The sequence below is a fragment of the Pseudomonas sp. GW821-FHT01C01 genome (assembly GCF_059422645.1).
In genome coordinates this window covers 55,532-69,630 of record NZ_JBWKXF010000013.1, presented here as the reverse complement: position 1 = coordinate 69,630, position 14,099 = coordinate 55,532, and the positions used below count along the sequence as shown (strand labels likewise).

Below are 14,099 nucleotides of genomic sequence, written 5' to 3'. Positions count from 1 at the left end.
ATGAACACCCTGGCTATCTCTCAAACCCGGTCGGGCGGCTCGCCGTTGCGCCGGTTCTCCAACCTGCTGTATCGCCGGCCTAACCTCTATCTGTCGATGCTGCTGGTGCCACCGCTGCTGTGGTTCGGCGCGATCTACCTGGGCTCGTTGCTGGTTCTGCTGTGGCAAGGTTTCTACACCTTCGATGACTTCACCATGGCGGTCACCCCTGACCTGACCCTGGCGAATTTCACCGCGCTGTTCCAGCCGTCGAACTTCGACATCATCCTGCGCACCTTGGGCATGGCGATTGTCGTATCGATTGCCAGCGCCATCGTCGCGTTCCCGATTGCCTACTACATGGCGCGCTACACCACGGGCAAGACCAAGGCGTTTTTCTACATCGCGGTGATGATGCCGATGTGGGCCAGTTACATCGTCAAGGCGTACGCCTGGACGCTGCTGCTGGCCAAGGGTGGCGTGGCGCAGTGGTTCGTGCAGCACCTGGGGCTGGAACCGGTTCTGCAACTGGTGCTGGGCATTCCGGGCGTTGGCGGCAGCACCTTGTCGACCTCGCACCTGGGCCGCTTCATGGTGTTCGTCTACATTTGGCTGCCGTTCATGATCCTGCCGATCCAGGCCTCGCTGGAACGCCTGCCACCATCGCTGCTGCAAGCCTCCGCCGACCTTGGCGCCAAGCCACGCCAGACCTTCACGCAAGTGATTCTGCCGCTGTCGATCCCGGGCATTGCCGCCGGTTCCATCTTCACGTTCTCGCTGACCCTGGGCGACTTCATCGTGCCGCAACTGGTCGGCCCGCCCGGCTACTTCGTCGGCAGCATGGTGTACGCCCAGCAAGGCGCCATCGGCAACATGCCAATGGCTGCCGCGTTCACCCTGGTGCCGATCGTGCTGATCGCCATCTACCTGTCCATCGTCAAACGCCTGGGGGCCTTCGATGCACTCTGAAAAAGCATCCTTGGGCCTGCGCATCGCGGCCTGGGGCGGGCTGGTGTTCCTGCACTTCCCGATCCTGATCATCTTCCTGTACGCCTTCAACACCGAAGACGCGGCGTTCAGCTTCCCGCCCAAGGGCTTCACCCTGAATTGGTTCAGCGTGGCGTTCTCGCGCCCGGACGTGCTCGAAGCGATCAAGCTGTCGTTGCAGATCGCCTCGATTGCCACCCTGATCGCCATGGTCCTCGGCACACTGGCTTCCGCCGCGTTGTACCGCCGGGACTTCTTCGGCAAGCAAGGCATCTCGCTGATGCTGATCCTGCCGATTGCCTTGCCGGGGATCATCACCGGGATCGCGTTGCTGGCGACATTCAAGACACTGGGCATCGAACCTGGGATGTTCACCATCATCGTCGGTCACGCGACCTTCTGTGTGGTGATCGTCTACAACAACGTCATCGCCCGGTTGCGCCGCACTTCCCACAGTTTGATCGAGGCCTCGATGGACCTCGGTGCTGACGGCTGGCAGACCTTCCGCTACATCATCCTGCCGAACCTCGGCTCGGCGTTGCTCGCCGGCGGCATGCTGGCGTTTGCCCTGTCGTTCGACGAAATCATCGTCACCACCTTCACCGCCGGCCATGAACGGACCCTGCCGCTGTGGCTGCTCAACCAGCTCAGCCGCCCACGGGACGTACCGGTGACCAACGTCGTGGCGATGCTGGTGATGCTGGTGACCATGCTGCCGATCCTCGGCGCCTATTACCTGACCCGTGGTGGCGAAAGCGTTGCGGGCAGTGGTGGTAAGTAACTGACAACCCTTTCTGACTGTGGAAATTGGCTTCTGTAGGAGCTGGCTTGCCAGCGAAAGCGGTAGATCAGTCAATAACCTTGTTGAGCCTGATGACCCCTTCGCTGGCAAGCCAGCTCCTACGGGGCCGGTTTCCACAGAGAAAAAACAACAGTTCCGAAGAGGACAAATGCCATGCAAACCAAACTCTTGATCAACGGCCAACTGCTCGACGGCGAAGGCCCCGCCCAACCAGTATTCAACCCGGCGCTGGGTCATGTGCTGGTGGAAATCAACGAAGCCAGCGAAGCCCAGGTCGATGCCGCGGTGCGCGCCGCCGACGCTGCGTTCGACAGCTGGTCGCAAACCCCGCCGAGAGAGCGTTCGCTGCTGCTGCTCAAACTCGCCGATGCCGTCGAAGCCCACGGCCAAGAGTTGGCCAAACTGGAATCGGACAACTGCGGCAAGCCTTACAGTGCCGCGCTGAACGACGAAATCCCGGCGATTGCCGACGTGTTCCGCTTCTTCGCCGGCGCCAGCCGCTGCATGAGCGGTTCGGCCGGTGGCGAATACCTGCCGGGACACACCTCGATGATCCGTCGCGACCCGGTGGGCGTGATCGCCTCCATCGCGCCGTGGAACTACCCGCTGATGATGGTGGCCTGGAAAATCGCCCCGGCCCTGGCCGCCGGTAATACCGTGGTACTCAAGCCGTCGGAACAAACCCCGCTGACTGCCCTGCGCCTGGCCGAACTGGCGTCGGAAATCTTCCCGGCCGGTGTGCTCAATCTGGTATTTGGCCGTGGTCCTACCGTCGGCAGCCCGCTGGTCACCCACCCGAAAGTGCGCATGGTGTCGCTGACCGGTTCGATTGCCACCGGTTCGAACATCATTTCCAGCACCGCCGACAGCGTCAAACGCATGCACATGGAACTGGGCGGCAAGGCCCCGGTGATCATCTTCGATGATGCCGACATCGACGCCGCTGTCGAAGGCATCCGCACCTTCGGTTTCTACAACGCCGGGCAAGACTGCACCGCCGCCTGCCGCATCTATGCGCAGGAAGGCATCTACGAGAAGTTCGTCGAGAAGCTAGGGGCTGCGGTCAGCAGTATCAAGTACGGCTTGCAGGATGATCCGTCCACCGAACTCGGCCCGCTGATCACCGCGCAACACCGCGACCGCGTTGCCGGTTTCGTCGAACGCGCCATTGCTCAACCGCACATTCGCTTGATCACTGGCGGCAAAGCGGTGGACGGCAACGGTTACTTCTTCGAACCGACCGTACTGGCCGACGCGCTGCAGGACGACGAAATCGTCCGTCGCGAAGTGTTCGGGCCAGTGGTGTCGGTGACCAAATTCAGCGATGAAGCGCAAGTACTCGGCTGGGCCAACGATTCGGAATACGGCCTGGCGTCGTCGGTGTGGACCGCCGACGTCGGTCGCGCCCATCGCCTGTCGGCCCGCTTGCATTACGGCTGCACCTGGGTGAATACGCACTTCATGCTGGTCAGCGAAATGCCTCATGGCGGTCAGAAACTGTCCGGCTATGGCAAGGACATGTCCATGTACGGGCTTGAGGACTACACCGTCGTGCGGCATGTGATGTTCAAACATTAAAAAAGCATCGCCTGTAGGAGCGAGCTTGCTCGCGATGGACGTCAACGTTGACGCGGGGATCCTGACGCCCCGCGGTGTCCTCAGGTTTTTCGCGAGCAAGCTCGCTCCTACAGCGAATGGCGTCACCGCGAACTCAAGGAAGAAACCGGCACCCAGCACCACCAGGCTCCACCCCAAAGAAGACAAAACAATAACCACCGATCCGGGCGGTGCCCTCAAGGCCCCGCCACGGTTTCGGACATCCGAAATCTGCCGATTTTCCGGAGCAAACACACATGAGTGCATCACCCGATCTCTCTGCAGTCCTTGCCGACAGCGATGCCGAGCAACTGCGCAAGCTGGGTTACACCTCCAACTTCAATCGCAGCATGAGCCTGTGGGAAAACTTCGCCCTGGGCTTCACTTACCTTTCCCCGGTCGTCGGGGTTTATACCCTGTTCGGCTTGTGCCTCGCCGCTGGCGGGCCACCGATGTTCTGGGCTTATCTGCTGGTCGGTTGCGGCCAGTTGCTGGTGTGCCTGATCTTCGGCGAAGTGGTTTCGCAGTTCCCGATTTCCGGCGGCGTATACCCATGGGCTCGCCGTCTGGTGGGCAAGCGCTGGGCGTGGATGGTGGGCTGGATCTACTCCATCGCCCTGTGCGTGACCATCGCTGCCGTTGCAGTCGGTGCCGGTCCGTACCTGGCGGCCATGCTCGGTTTTGAACCGAACAACAACACCAACATTGTCATCGCCCTGGTGCTGACGCTGTTCGCCACCCTGGTCAACCTCAGCGGCACCAAAGTGCTGGCGCGCATCGCCATGTTCGGCTTCCTGTGCGAACTGGTCGGCGCGGTGATCGTTGGTGTTTACCTGCTGATCTTCGAACGTCATCAACCGATCAGCGTGTTGCTCAACACTTTCGATATCAGCGTCGATGGCTCGTACTTGCCAGCATTCCTCACCGCGTCGCTGGCGGGGATGTTCCTGTACTACGGCTTCGAGGCCTGCGGCGACGTGGCCGAAGAAACCCCGAACCCGAGCAAGCAGATCCCGGTGGCCATGCGCATGACCATCTACATTGGCGGCATCGCGGCGATGTTCGCCTGCCTGGCGCTGATCCTGGCCGTGCCGGACATGCAAGCCGTGATCAACGGCACCGACAAGGACCCGGTCACCACCATCCTCAACAACGCATTTGGCCCGGTGGGCTCGAAAGTGGTGATGGGCGTGGTGATGATTTCCTTCATCTCCTGCGTCATCAGCCTACAAGCTGCAGCCAGTCGTTTGCTGTATTCCTACGCCCGCGACGAAATGGTTATTGGTAGCCGACTGCTGAAGAAGATTTCCCCTACGACTCAGGTTCCAGTTGCCGCGCTGTTCGTCTCCGGTGTCCTGCCGGCGCTGATCATCATCCTCGGCTTCTTCCTGCAAGACGCAGTAGCCACCATCGTCAGCTTCGCGGCAATCGGCATCTACCTGGCGTTCCAGATGATCGTGCTCGCGGCCCTGTACGCCCGCATGAAAGGCTGGAAACCGAGCGGCAAATTCACCCTCGGCGCCTGGGGCTGGGCGGTGAACATCGGCGCGCTGGTCTATGGTGTCGGTGCCATCATCAACATGGCCTGGCCACGGACACCGGATGCCGCGTGGTACATCAACTACGCCATGGTCCTGAGTACTGCCATCGTTATTGGCCTGGGCCTGCTCTACATGTGGATCGCCAAACCGTATGACCACGGTACGGCGCCTGCGGGGGATGCCTGGAAGGTTAGTCGGTAACGGACTCGCCCCTCGTTAAATCACCCTGCCCGCAGTGATGCGGGCAGGATTCGGCGGGTTAGATCAGCAACGGTTTGGAGAGGGCTTCGAATTCATCCATCAGCAAGTGAATCTCGGTACTGGGGTTGGGTTCGCCGCTAATGGCGACGTCCTCGAGGATTTTCGGTGCCAAGGTTCTTGCTGTATGGAATGGCTCACCCAGCAGTTGGGCAAAGTAACTGATGTCTTTGCCTTTCTCGTACTTATCCATGCAGGGTTTTTCTCTCAGACTCTTGGTCACTAATTCTCCCGGAGAATACTTCCCGACAGCTCTGAAAGGTTTCCGACTGAAACCAAAGTGCAGCAGAAGCCAAAACTCAAAACAGGGATACGATGCAATGACTCTGATCTTTGGATGGGGTCTCGCAACATTCAATGCACGCTGAAAACAGAGGTGCGTATCGCGATCCAACACACAAAACACTTTGTCGAAGCTCTTCTGCCGAAGGATTGCTCGCTCAACAATGCCACTCGGATGCGTGACGCCGCAGTGAACAATTTCAACCTGGGCCATGGCCCGAAAATGTAATGCGGCCTCTTCCAGATAGCGCTTTCCTGATTTGCTGTCCTCGCAAAGCACCAACACTTTAGGTTGAGGCTTGAACCGCGATGCCTTGCGATCAAATGACTTGCCTGGGCTTGCCATGCTCGCCCCTGCCTTATAAGCGGCAATCCGCGATAACGGCCCTCAAAGTAGCGTTTCTCGACATCCTCACTCTCTCGACCCTCAAAATCGTGAACGGAAAACAAACACGTGGCGCAATTGACGTCACGCTCGGTAATCCAGAACTGATCCCGGCGCAAAATCTTTTCATTCATGAGGTGTGTGTCATGAGTTGTAAAAATCAACTGGGTATCAAGGCCACTATCCAAATGTTTGTCGATCAAGTCCGTGACGATGTCTGGGTGTAGACTGCTATTGAGTTCATCGACACAGAGCACTCCGCTGCCCCCGGCCTGATTGATCATGAACCAGGGCAACCAAAAGCCGATCAGGTTCTTTGTACCGCAAGACTCTTCCGAAAAATCAAACTCCGCATCACCTGACTGACTGGAGTGTGTGAGGGTTACTTGGTTCTTTTGAGCCGTCGCAAAGACCTCCTTCAGAGTGGTTTTTTTATTGTTGTGAAGCGTATCGACATCGTCTGAATTGAGTTCAATGGCAGAGACCGGAATGTCCAATGCCTTGAGAAAGTCTCGAAGATCGTTCGTACGATTCGACACCATTTGAAGAAACCGGATCGACGCCGTCGACAACTCCATCATGCTGTTTTGTTCAACCACGAGAAGACCGGTTTGGAACCAGCCGAACGGCACCCGCAACTGAGTCAACTCTTCACTGCTGTTCGTCACTGCCTGCGCGAGAAAGAGCATTTTCGGGCTCGTCAAACGCCGCCAAGCGCAATGCACCTCTTTACCGCCTTCAAGCGTTTTCCCGAAAACGTAACGCTCTCCTTCCCCGTCGAATTGGCGGTCATACAGAAGCGTTTCTTTCCCTTTCGGATAGCAGACCAGTTGTTCTTGAACAATCCGCTGCCCAGTCAATCCGATTACAAACCGATAGCGCAGCCCACCTTGAATGAAGTTGTACTCAAATACGCTGGGCGCATTCTTCAATGTGCAATCGAAACGAAAAGGCGAAACCGATAACGGCTCATCACTTGCTTTAGGTGTCGCAAGCAAGCGCCCGACGACCCCCATCGCGCGAACCAGTGAGGACTTACCGGAAGCGTTTGGGCCGTATATCGCGGCAACCTTCAACAAGTCGGGGAGCTTTTCTGCGCTGGAAGGTTTGAATGTATTACGCGTCTTGCTCAGTCGAGGCGTTGCCGCCATGGACAAGGTTTGCTTGTCACGGATCGAGCGGTAATTGGAAACTGAAAATTCGATCAGCATGGAGAAAACCTGCAGTTCATTCCTTGGATGCGAATAAATAACGGAAAAACTGCCCTTCAGGTGCCGCTTCTCTGCAGCCCGTGCAAAAACAGGAAATTCCTACAGATGCAGCCTTCCTGAAAAACCCTCGATTCCTACAACAAGCGTCGCCAGAGTAGACTTGGCGCCGCGAGCGCCTGACCGATAGGCTTCATCCCGTCGCTGCCAAATCAGCGACCCGGAGTCGAAGCCGGAACGAGTCAAAACGGTGCTTGCGTGCCCTCATAGGACTGTGGCTGTTTTTTGCCTTCAGTTCTGCTTTATGGCGGGCCGTGTGGCGCGGGCCTTTCGGCTTCCGTTTTGACTGGGAGTGTCCCGACTTCGAACGCCACTCGGTTCGCCACCCAACCTATCGAAGGGTTGGTGGCGGCTTTCCAAATCAAAACGGAAATCCTCTAATGTCAGCGCATTCTCAAAACTCGTCTCATCCCTACTTCACCCCCACCGTCTTCACCCGCCACAACCGTTTCCTCCACACCTTCATGCTGGATCATCAAGCCTGGTTCTGCGTCCAGGATCTGGGTCGTTTGATGGGCAAACCATTGAATGAACGACTCACCCTGAAACTCGATCCCGATCAGCGTCGTAGTGTCTGGTTGCTCAAGGACGGCAAAACGGTCGATACCCTGATGGTCAGCGAATCAGGCATGTACGCCTTGCTGGTTCATCATTTCGCTCCGGAAAACTGCCACCTGCGCCAATGGCTGAGCAATGAAGTCATTCCCATGATGCGGGAAACCAGCGCCACTCCTGTGGAAAACCGCCCCAGCCTTAGTTCGGTGCATTGGGCCGGTGTCACTGTGCCGCTGCTGCACTGGCAACAACAGGCCTGGGTGAAGTGGCGTGATGTGCCTGAGCTGATGCATGGACAGCGACCTTCTCCGGTTTTTAGGGCTTGAATGCATGACCTGTGGCGAGGGAGCTTGCTCCCGCTGGACTGCGAAGCAGTCCTCGTTTTGAAGGTGAAGCGAGGGCCGCTGCGCGACCCAGCGGGAGCAAGCTCCCTCGCCACAGCAAGTTGATAGATCTGGCCACCGTAAAAGCCAAATGGCTTTCACGGTAACCACCATTGCCTCAAAACCGTGAAACACTCCTCATCGCATCCACCAGATACCGCATCGCAATCCGGTCGCTCTCCGATAACTCGCGATAGCGCTCCACCAGTTTCATCTCCTCGGAATTCAGCCGGCGTCTTCGCTGTCCGCTGGCCAGGCACGGAAAGATTCCCAACATTTCGGTGATGTTCTGTACTTTCGACATGGACGATGTCCTTCTCTAGACGTCAAAGAAACTGCAAAAAACCGCATCGCCCTATCCCTTTTTCAGCAGCCGCTGGGTGCCTACTGAACCGCACCGGTCCGAAGGGCATAAACCGGTCATGTGCACAGAATAGAAATAATCCGGGCGCTGAAAAGCAGTTTTTAGAGTAATTAGTCGAAAAAAGCAGAAATGCCCTTTAAATCAGAAACACCTGTCGGAATTGTTTCCCGACATGTCTTGTTTCATTGCCGGGCTAGCGCCGTGCCATCAATCAATTCAGCTCTGCAATCGAACGGTTTAAGCTATCCGGCATCTGTTTAAAGTCCGTTGCGTTTGGCCGAAGGCATGTCCGAACCGATATTTCTGATCCAGTACGTGCCAGGAACGGCGCGGGATTGTTCACGACAGGTTGTATCTATGCACCGCAGGAATTTGCTCAAAGCCTCCATGGCCATCGCGGCCTACACCGGCTTGTCCGCCACGGGGTTGTTGGCCGCCCAAGCCTGGGCCGCCAACGGCGGCACCGCTGATGGCGAGGCCACCACGTTCGATTTCGAGGCGCTGAAACTCCAGGCCAAACAACTCGCCAGCAATCGCTACCAGGACACCAAGCAACAGTTGCCACCGACCCTGGCAACCATGACGCCGCAGAACTTCAACGCGATCCGCTACGACGCCAACCACTCCTTGTGGAATGACCTGAACGGTCAGCTGGATGTGCAGTTTTTCCACGTCGGCATGGGTTTCAAGCAGCCGGTACGCATGTACAGCGTCGACCCCAAGACCCGCCAGGCGCGTGAGGTGCATTTCCGTCCGTCGCTGTTCAACTATGAACAAACAACGGTCGACACCACCCAGCTCAAGGGCGATCTGGGGTTCTCCGGCTTCAAGCTGTTCAAGGCTCCGGAACTGGACAAACACGACGTTGTGTCCTTCCTCGGTGCCAGTTACTTCCGAGCGGTGGACGCCACCGGCCAGTACGGATTGTCGGCCCGCGGGCTGGCCATTGATACCTACGCCAAAAAACGTGAGGAATTCCCCGACTTCACCAAGTTCTGGTTCGAGACGCCGGACAAGGACAGCACCCGCTTCGTGGTCTACGCCCTGCTCGACTCGCCGAGCGCCACCGGCGCCTATCGTTTCGATATCGATTGCCAGGCCGAGCGCGTGGTGATGGAGATCGACGCCCACGTCAACGCACGCACTGCCATCGACCAACTGGGTATCGCACCGATGACCAGCATGTTCAGTTGCGGTACCCACGAACGCCGTATGTGCGACACCATTCACCCGCAGATTCACGACTCCGATCGTCTGGCCATGTGGCGCGGTAATGGCGAGTGGATCTGCCGTCCGCTGAACAATCCGGCGACCCTGCAATTCAATGCCTTCGCCGACAAGGATCCGAAAGGTTTCGGCCTGGTGCAGACCGACCACGAGTTCGCCAGCTATCAGGACACCGTCGACTGGTACAGCCGCCGCCCGAGCCTGTGGGTCGAACCGACCACGGCATGGGGTGAAGGCTCGGTCGATCTGCTGGAAATTCCTACGACCGGCGAAACCATGGACAACATCGTCGCCTTCTGGACCCCGAAGAAACCGGTGGCTGCCGGCGATTCGCTGAACTACGGCTACAAGCTCTACTGGAGCGCACTGCCACCGGTTGGCACACCGCTGGCGCGGGTCAATGCGACCCGTTCGGGCATGGGCGGCTTCACCGAAGGCTGGGCACCCGGCGAGCATTACCCGCCAGTCTGGGCCCGTCGTTTTGCCGTGGACTTCACCGGCGGCGGCCTGGACCGATTGCCTGAAGGCGCGGGCATCGAGCCGGTGGTCACTTGCTCGAACGGCGAGGTCAAGGATTTCAGCATCCTCAAGCTGGATGACATCAAGGGCTATCGCATCCTGTTTGACTGGTACCCGACCAATGACAGCGTCGAGCCTGTCGAGCTGCGCCTGTTCATCCGCACCAACGAGCGCACACTCAGTGAAACCTGGCTGTACCAGTACTTCCCGCCCGCCCCGGACAAGCGCAAATATCCCTGAGAACACCCGCCCTGCAGGAGCCGGCTTGCCGGCGATGGCGACCTCGAGAGCGCTATCGCCGGCAAGCCGGCTCCTACAAAAAGCAATGCACACAATCCGCCATTCGGTTTTCCGAACGCGACCTGCCGGTCGGTTCGGTTAACCGGATCATCGCACTGAAACTTCAGCGCAAAAAATATTTAATTCCCTTGTAAATCAATACTTTGACTAATTGAGACTGGTCTGGCACGAGTCATGCTCTACACTTCTTCGACGAATATCCTTTGCGCCTACTCATCGTAGCGTTCAGGTGTTTTGCAGCACAAAAAGGGCCGATGAACTGGCTCCATAAAAAAAACAATGTCGAGGAAAATTTGATGCGCATCGTTCCCCACATCCTGGGCGCAGCCATTGCTGCCGCTCTGATCAGCACTCCAGTTTTCGCCGCCGAACTGACCGGCACCCTGAAAAAGATCAAAGAGTCCGGTGTCATCACCCTCGGGCATCGCGACGCTTCCATTCCGTTCTCCTATATCGCGGATGCTTCTGGCAAACCGGTTGGCTACTCCCACGACATCCAGCTGAAAGTCGTCGAAGCGCTGAAAAAAGACCTCGACATGCCGAATCTCCAGGTCAAATACAACCTGGTGACCTCGCAAACCCGCATCCCGTTGGTGCAGAACGGCACCGTGGACCTCGAGTGCGGTTCCACCACCAACAACGTCGAGCGTCAGCAGCAAGTTGACTTCTCCGTTGGCATCTTCGAAATCGGTACTCGCCTGCTGTCCAAGGCAGACTCCAAGTACAAGGATTTCCCTGACCTGGCCGGCAAGAACGTCGTGACCACCGCCGGCACCACGTCCGAGCGCATCCTCAAGGCGATGAACGCCGACAAGCAGATGGGCATGAACGTCATCTCGGCCAAAGACCACGGCGAATCCTTCCAGATGCTGGAAACCGGCCGTGCCGTGGCTTTCATGATGGACGACGCCCTGCTGGCAGGTGAAGCAGCCAAGGCCAAGAATGCGAAAGACTGGGCAGTGACCGGTACTCCGCAGTCCTTCGAAATCTACGGCTGCATGGTGCGCAAAGGCGACGAGCCGTTCAAAAAGGCTGTGGATGACGCCATCAAGGCCACCTACGCATCGGGCGAGATCAACAAGATCTACGACAAGTGGTTCATGCAGCCAATCCCGCCAAAAGGCCTGAACCTGAACTTCCCGATGAGCGACGAGCTCAAGGCCCTGATCGCCAAACCGACCGATAAAGCGGCTGACGACAAGAAGTCCTGATTTTCTGACTAACCTTATCTCCTGAGAGGGCCGTCGCCCTTTCAGGAGGTGGTCACTTCCTGCTGGATTTTTTTGGAAACACTCGAACCGGTGGCTGTCGAGCCGGGAGCGTGTGCCTGACTCTCAAGGTCAGGCGGGAACGGAGTTTCCCCCAAGCGGGCACTTGCACATCGATTGAACTGAGGGGAGACCCTAATGAATTACAACTGGGACTGGGGCGTGTTCTTCAAGTCCACCGGCGTGGGCAGCGAGACCTATTTCGACTGGTACGTGACCGGTTTGGGCTGGACCATCGGCATCGCCATCGCGGCCTGGATCATCGCCCTGACACTGGGCTCGATCCTGGGCGTCATGCGTACCGTGCCGAATCGCATCGTATCGGGCATCGCCACCTGCTACGTCGAACTCTTCCGTAACGTGCCGCTGCTGGTTCAGCTGTTCATCTGGTACTTCCTGGTACCCGACCTGCTGCCGGCGGACCTGCAAGAGTGGTACAAGCAGGATCTGAACCCGACCACCTCGGCCTTCCTCAGCGTCGTCGTGTGCCTGGGTCTGTTCACCACCGCCCGGGTTTGCGAACAGGTGCGCACCGGTATCCAGGCCCTGCCAAGAGGCCAGGAATCCGCGGCTCGCGCCATGGGTTTCAAGCTGCCGCAGATCTACTGGAACGTGCTGCTGCCCCAGGCCTACCGGATCATCATTCCGCCGCTTACCTCGGAATTTTTGAACGTCTTCAAGAACACCTCCGTGGCCTCGCTGATCGGTTTGATGGAACTGCTCGCGCAGACCAAACAGACCGCCGAGTTCTCCGCCAACCTGTTCGAAGCCTTTACCCTGGCAACGCTGATCTACTTCACCCTGAACATGAGCCTGATGTTGCTGATGCGCCTGGTCGAGAAGAAAGTCGCTGTACCGGGCCTGATCTCCGTAGGGGGTAAATGATGGAATTCGATTTCTCGGGCATTATCCCGTCTCTGCCGGGCCTGTGGAACGGCATGATCATGACCCTCAAGCTGATGGCCATGGGCGTGGTCGGCGGGATCATCCTCGGCACGATCCTGGCTCTGATGCGCCTGTCCCACAACAAGCTGCTGTCGAACATCGCCGGCGCCTACGTTAACTATTTCCGTTCGATTCCGTTGCTGCTGGTGATCACCTGGTTCTACCTGGCGGTGCCGTTCGTGCTGCGCTGGATCACCGGCGAAGACACGCCGATCGGCGCGTTCGCGTCGTGCATCGTGGCGTTCATGATGTTCGAAGCGGCGTACTTCTGCGAAATCGTCCGCGCCGGCGTACAGTCGATTCCCAAGGGCCAGATGGGCGCTGCCCAGGCACTGGGCATGACTTACGGCCAGATGATGCGCCTGATCATCCTGCCGCAAGCGTTCCGCAAGATGACGCCGTTGTTGCTGCAACAGAGCATCATCCTGTTTCAGGACACCTCGCTGGTCTACGCGGTCGGCCTGGTGGACTTCCTCAATGCTTCGCGTGCCAGTGGCGACATCATTGGCCGCTCCAATGAGTTCCTGGTTTTCGCGGGTCTCGTGTACTTCATCATCAGCTTTGCCGCCTCGCAGCTGGTCAAGCGTCTGCAAAAAAGGTTCGCCGTATGATCTCTATCAAAAGCATCAACAAGTGGTATGGGGACTTCCAGGTACTGACTGATTGCAGCACCGAGGTCAAGAAAGGCGAAGTGATCGTGGTGTGCGGGCCATCCGGTTCCGGCAAATCGACCCTGATCAAGTGCGTCAACGCCCTGGAACCGTTCCAGAAAGGCGATATTGTGGTCGACGGCACCTCCATCGCCGACCCGAAGACCAACCTGCCGAAACTGCGTTCGCGCGTGGGCATGGTGTTCCAGCACTTCGAGCTGTTCCCGCACCTGACCATCACCGAAAACCTGACCATCGCGCAGATCAAGGTGCTGGGCCGCAGCAAGGAAGAAGCCACCAAGAAAGGCCTGCAACTGCTCGAGCGCGTTGGTCTATCGGCCCATGCCCACAAGCACCCCGGCCAGCTCTCCGGCGGTCAGCAGCAGCGTGTGGCGATTGCCCGTGCGCTGGCGATGGACCCGATCGTCATGCTGTTCGACGAACCGACCTCGGCGCTGGACCCGGAAATGGTTAACGAAGTGCTCGACGTGATGGTGCAACTGGCCCACGAAGGCATGACCATGATGTGCGTGACCCACGAAATGGGCTTCGCCCGCAAAGTGGCCGACCGGGTGATCTTCATGGACGCCGGCAAGATCATCGAAGACTGCAAGAAAGAGGAATTCTTCGGCGACATCAACGCCCGCGCCGATCGTACGCAGCACTTCCTCAACAAGATTCTGCAGCACTAAGCAAACACCGCTCCCCAAATGTGGGAGCGGGCTTGCTCGCGAAGACGGCGGCACATCCAATATAGATGTGACTGACACTCCGCTTTCGCTGGCAAGCC

The 14,099-nt window shown here is 58.0% G+C and carries 12 protein-coding genes and 1 pseudogene; 10 read left to right on the top strand and 3 right to left on the bottom strand.

All coding sequences use genetic code 11. From position 1 onward, the window contains the following. From AC07XF_RS11495 to AC07XF_RS11480, 4 genes are all read left to right on the top strand, one after another. Window positions 1-948, top strand: coding sequence for an ABC transporter permease (locus AC07XF_RS11495; RefSeq protein WP_495026583.1), 948 nt, complete (start codon window positions 1-3; stop codon window positions 946-948). Then, window positions 938-1,747 (top strand): ABC transporter permease, encoded by an 810-nt coding sequence (locus tag AC07XF_RS11490; RefSeq protein WP_495026582.1) that lies wholly within the window; start codon window positions 938-940, stop codon window positions 1,745-1,747. Before AC07XF_RS11495 ends, AC07XF_RS11490 begins: the two co-directional genes overlap by 11 nt. A gap of 174 nt (window positions 1,748-1,921) precedes the next feature. After that, complete coding sequence (locus AC07XF_RS11485; protein ID WP_495026581.1) at window positions 1,922-3,346, top strand: gamma-aminobutyraldehyde dehydrogenase; 1,425 nt, start codon at window positions 1,922-1,924, stop codon at window positions 3,344-3,346. Window positions 3,347-3,621: 275 nt separating this feature from the next. After that, window positions 3,622-5,106 (top strand): APC family permease, encoded by a 1,485-nt coding sequence (locus tag AC07XF_RS11480; protein WP_495026580.1) that lies wholly within the window; start codon window positions 3,622-3,624, stop codon window positions 5,104-5,106. A gap of 58 nt (window positions 5,107-5,164) precedes the next feature. Here AC07XF_RS11480 and AC07XF_RS11475 read toward each other — a convergent pair whose 3' ends face one another. Continuing rightward, a complete protein-coding gene (locus tag AC07XF_RS11475; RefSeq protein ID WP_495026579.1) occupies window positions 5,165-5,791 on the bottom strand; it encodes an RloB family protein in 627 nt (208 codons plus the stop codon). A gap of 5 nt (window positions 5,792-5,796) precedes the next feature. Then, window positions 5,797-7,041 (bottom strand): annotated as a pseudogene (locus AC07XF_RS11470) (AAA family ATPase); the annotation flags it as partial. A gap of 437 nt (window positions 7,042-7,478) precedes the next feature. On the opposite strand from AC07XF_RS11470, the gene AC07XF_RS11465 reads away from it, so the two are divergent. Next, window positions 7,479-7,979, top strand: a complete 501-nt coding sequence (locus AC07XF_RS11465; protein WP_495026578.1) for a BRO-N domain-containing protein — start codon at window positions 7,479-7,481, stop codon at window positions 7,977-7,979. Between the two features lie 175 nt (window positions 7,980-8,154). Here the strand turns inward: AC07XF_RS11465 and AC07XF_RS11460 are convergent, their stop codons facing one another. Continuing rightward, the gene (locus tag AC07XF_RS11460) at window positions 8,155-8,340 is read right to left on the bottom strand and encodes a hypothetical protein (protein WP_495026577.1); all 186 of its coding nucleotides are present in this window, start codon (window positions 8,338-8,340) and stop codon (window positions 8,155-8,157) included. Window positions 8,341-8,757: 417 nt separating this feature from the next. On the opposite strand from AC07XF_RS11460, the gene AC07XF_RS11455 reads away from it, so the two are divergent. The 5 genes from AC07XF_RS11455 (at window position 8,758) to AC07XF_RS11435 (ending at window position 14,001) form a co-directional block, all read left to right on the top strand. Continuing rightward, the gene (locus AC07XF_RS11455; protein WP_495026576.1) at window positions 8,758-10,386 is read left to right on the top strand and encodes a glucan biosynthesis protein D; all 1,629 of its coding nucleotides are present in this window, start codon (window positions 8,758-8,760) and stop codon (window positions 10,384-10,386) included. Window positions 10,387-10,742: 356 nt separating this feature from the next. Further along, window positions 10,743-11,657, top strand: coding sequence for a glutamate/aspartate ABC transporter substrate-binding protein (locus AC07XF_RS11450; RefSeq protein WP_007985718.1), 915 nt, complete (start codon window positions 10,743-10,745; stop codon window positions 11,655-11,657). Window positions 11,658-11,852: 195 nt separating this feature from the next. After that, on the top strand, window positions 11,853-12,599 hold the full coding sequence (locus tag AC07XF_RS11445; RefSeq protein WP_495026575.1) for an amino acid ABC transporter permease: 747 nt from the start codon (window positions 11,853-11,855) through the stop codon (window positions 12,597-12,599). After that, window positions 12,599-13,270: an amino acid ABC transporter permease gene (locus AC07XF_RS11440; RefSeq protein WP_322616344.1), complete on the top strand. Its 672-nt coding sequence runs from the start codon at window positions 12,599-12,601 to the stop codon at window positions 13,268-13,270. Before AC07XF_RS11445 ends, AC07XF_RS11440 begins: the two co-directional genes overlap by 1 nt. Further along, window positions 13,267-14,001, top strand: coding sequence for an amino acid ABC transporter ATP-binding protein (locus AC07XF_RS11435; protein WP_007985725.1), 735 nt, complete (start codon window positions 13,267-13,269; stop codon window positions 13,999-14,001). The genes AC07XF_RS11440 and AC07XF_RS11435 overlap by 4 nt, the downstream gene beginning before the upstream one ends. Window positions 14,002-14,099 lie beyond the last annotated feature (98 nt).

Coding starts and splice junctions, on each gene's coding strand:
- AC07XF_RS11450 (WP_007985718.1), top strand. CDS start 10,743: ATGCGCATCGTTCCCCACATCCTGGGCGCAGCCATTGCTGCCGCTCTG.
- AC07XF_RS11465 (WP_495026578.1), top strand. CDS start 7,479: ATGTCAGCGCATTCTCAAAACTCGTCTCATCCCTACTTCACCCCCACC.
- AC07XF_RS11490 (WP_495026582.1), top strand. CDS start 938: ATGCACTCTGAAAAAGCATCCTTGGGCCTGCGCATCGCGGCCTGGGGC.
- AC07XF_RS11480 (WP_495026580.1), top strand. CDS start 3,622: ATGAGTGCATCACCCGATCTCTCTGCAGTCCTTGCCGACAGCGATGCC.
- AC07XF_RS11485 (WP_495026581.1), top strand. CDS start 1,922: ATGCAAACCAAACTCTTGATCAACGGCCAACTGCTCGACGGCGAAGGC.
- AC07XF_RS11475 (WP_495026579.1), bottom strand. CDS start 5,791: ATGGCAAGCCCAGGCAAGTCATTTGATCGCAAGGCATCGCGGTTCAAG.
- AC07XF_RS11455 (WP_495026576.1), top strand. CDS start 8,758: ATGCACCGCAGGAATTTGCTCAAAGCCTCCATGGCCATCGCGGCCTAC.
- AC07XF_RS11495 (WP_495026583.1), top strand. CDS start 1: ATGAACACCCTGGCTATCTCTCAAACCCGGTCGGGCGGCTCGCCGTTG.
- AC07XF_RS11460 (WP_495026577.1), bottom strand. CDS start 8,340: ATGTCGAAAGTACAGAACATCACCGAAATGTTGGGAATCTTTCCGTGC.
- AC07XF_RS11440 (WP_322616344.1), top strand. CDS start 12,599: ATGGAATTCGATTTCTCGGGCATTATCCCGTCTCTGCCGGGCCTGTGG.
- AC07XF_RS11445 (WP_495026575.1), top strand. CDS start 11,853: ATGAATTACAACTGGGACTGGGGCGTGTTCTTCAAGTCCACCGGCGTG.
- AC07XF_RS11435 (WP_007985725.1), top strand. CDS start 13,267: ATGATCTCTATCAAAAGCATCAACAAGTGGTATGGGGACTTCCAGGTA.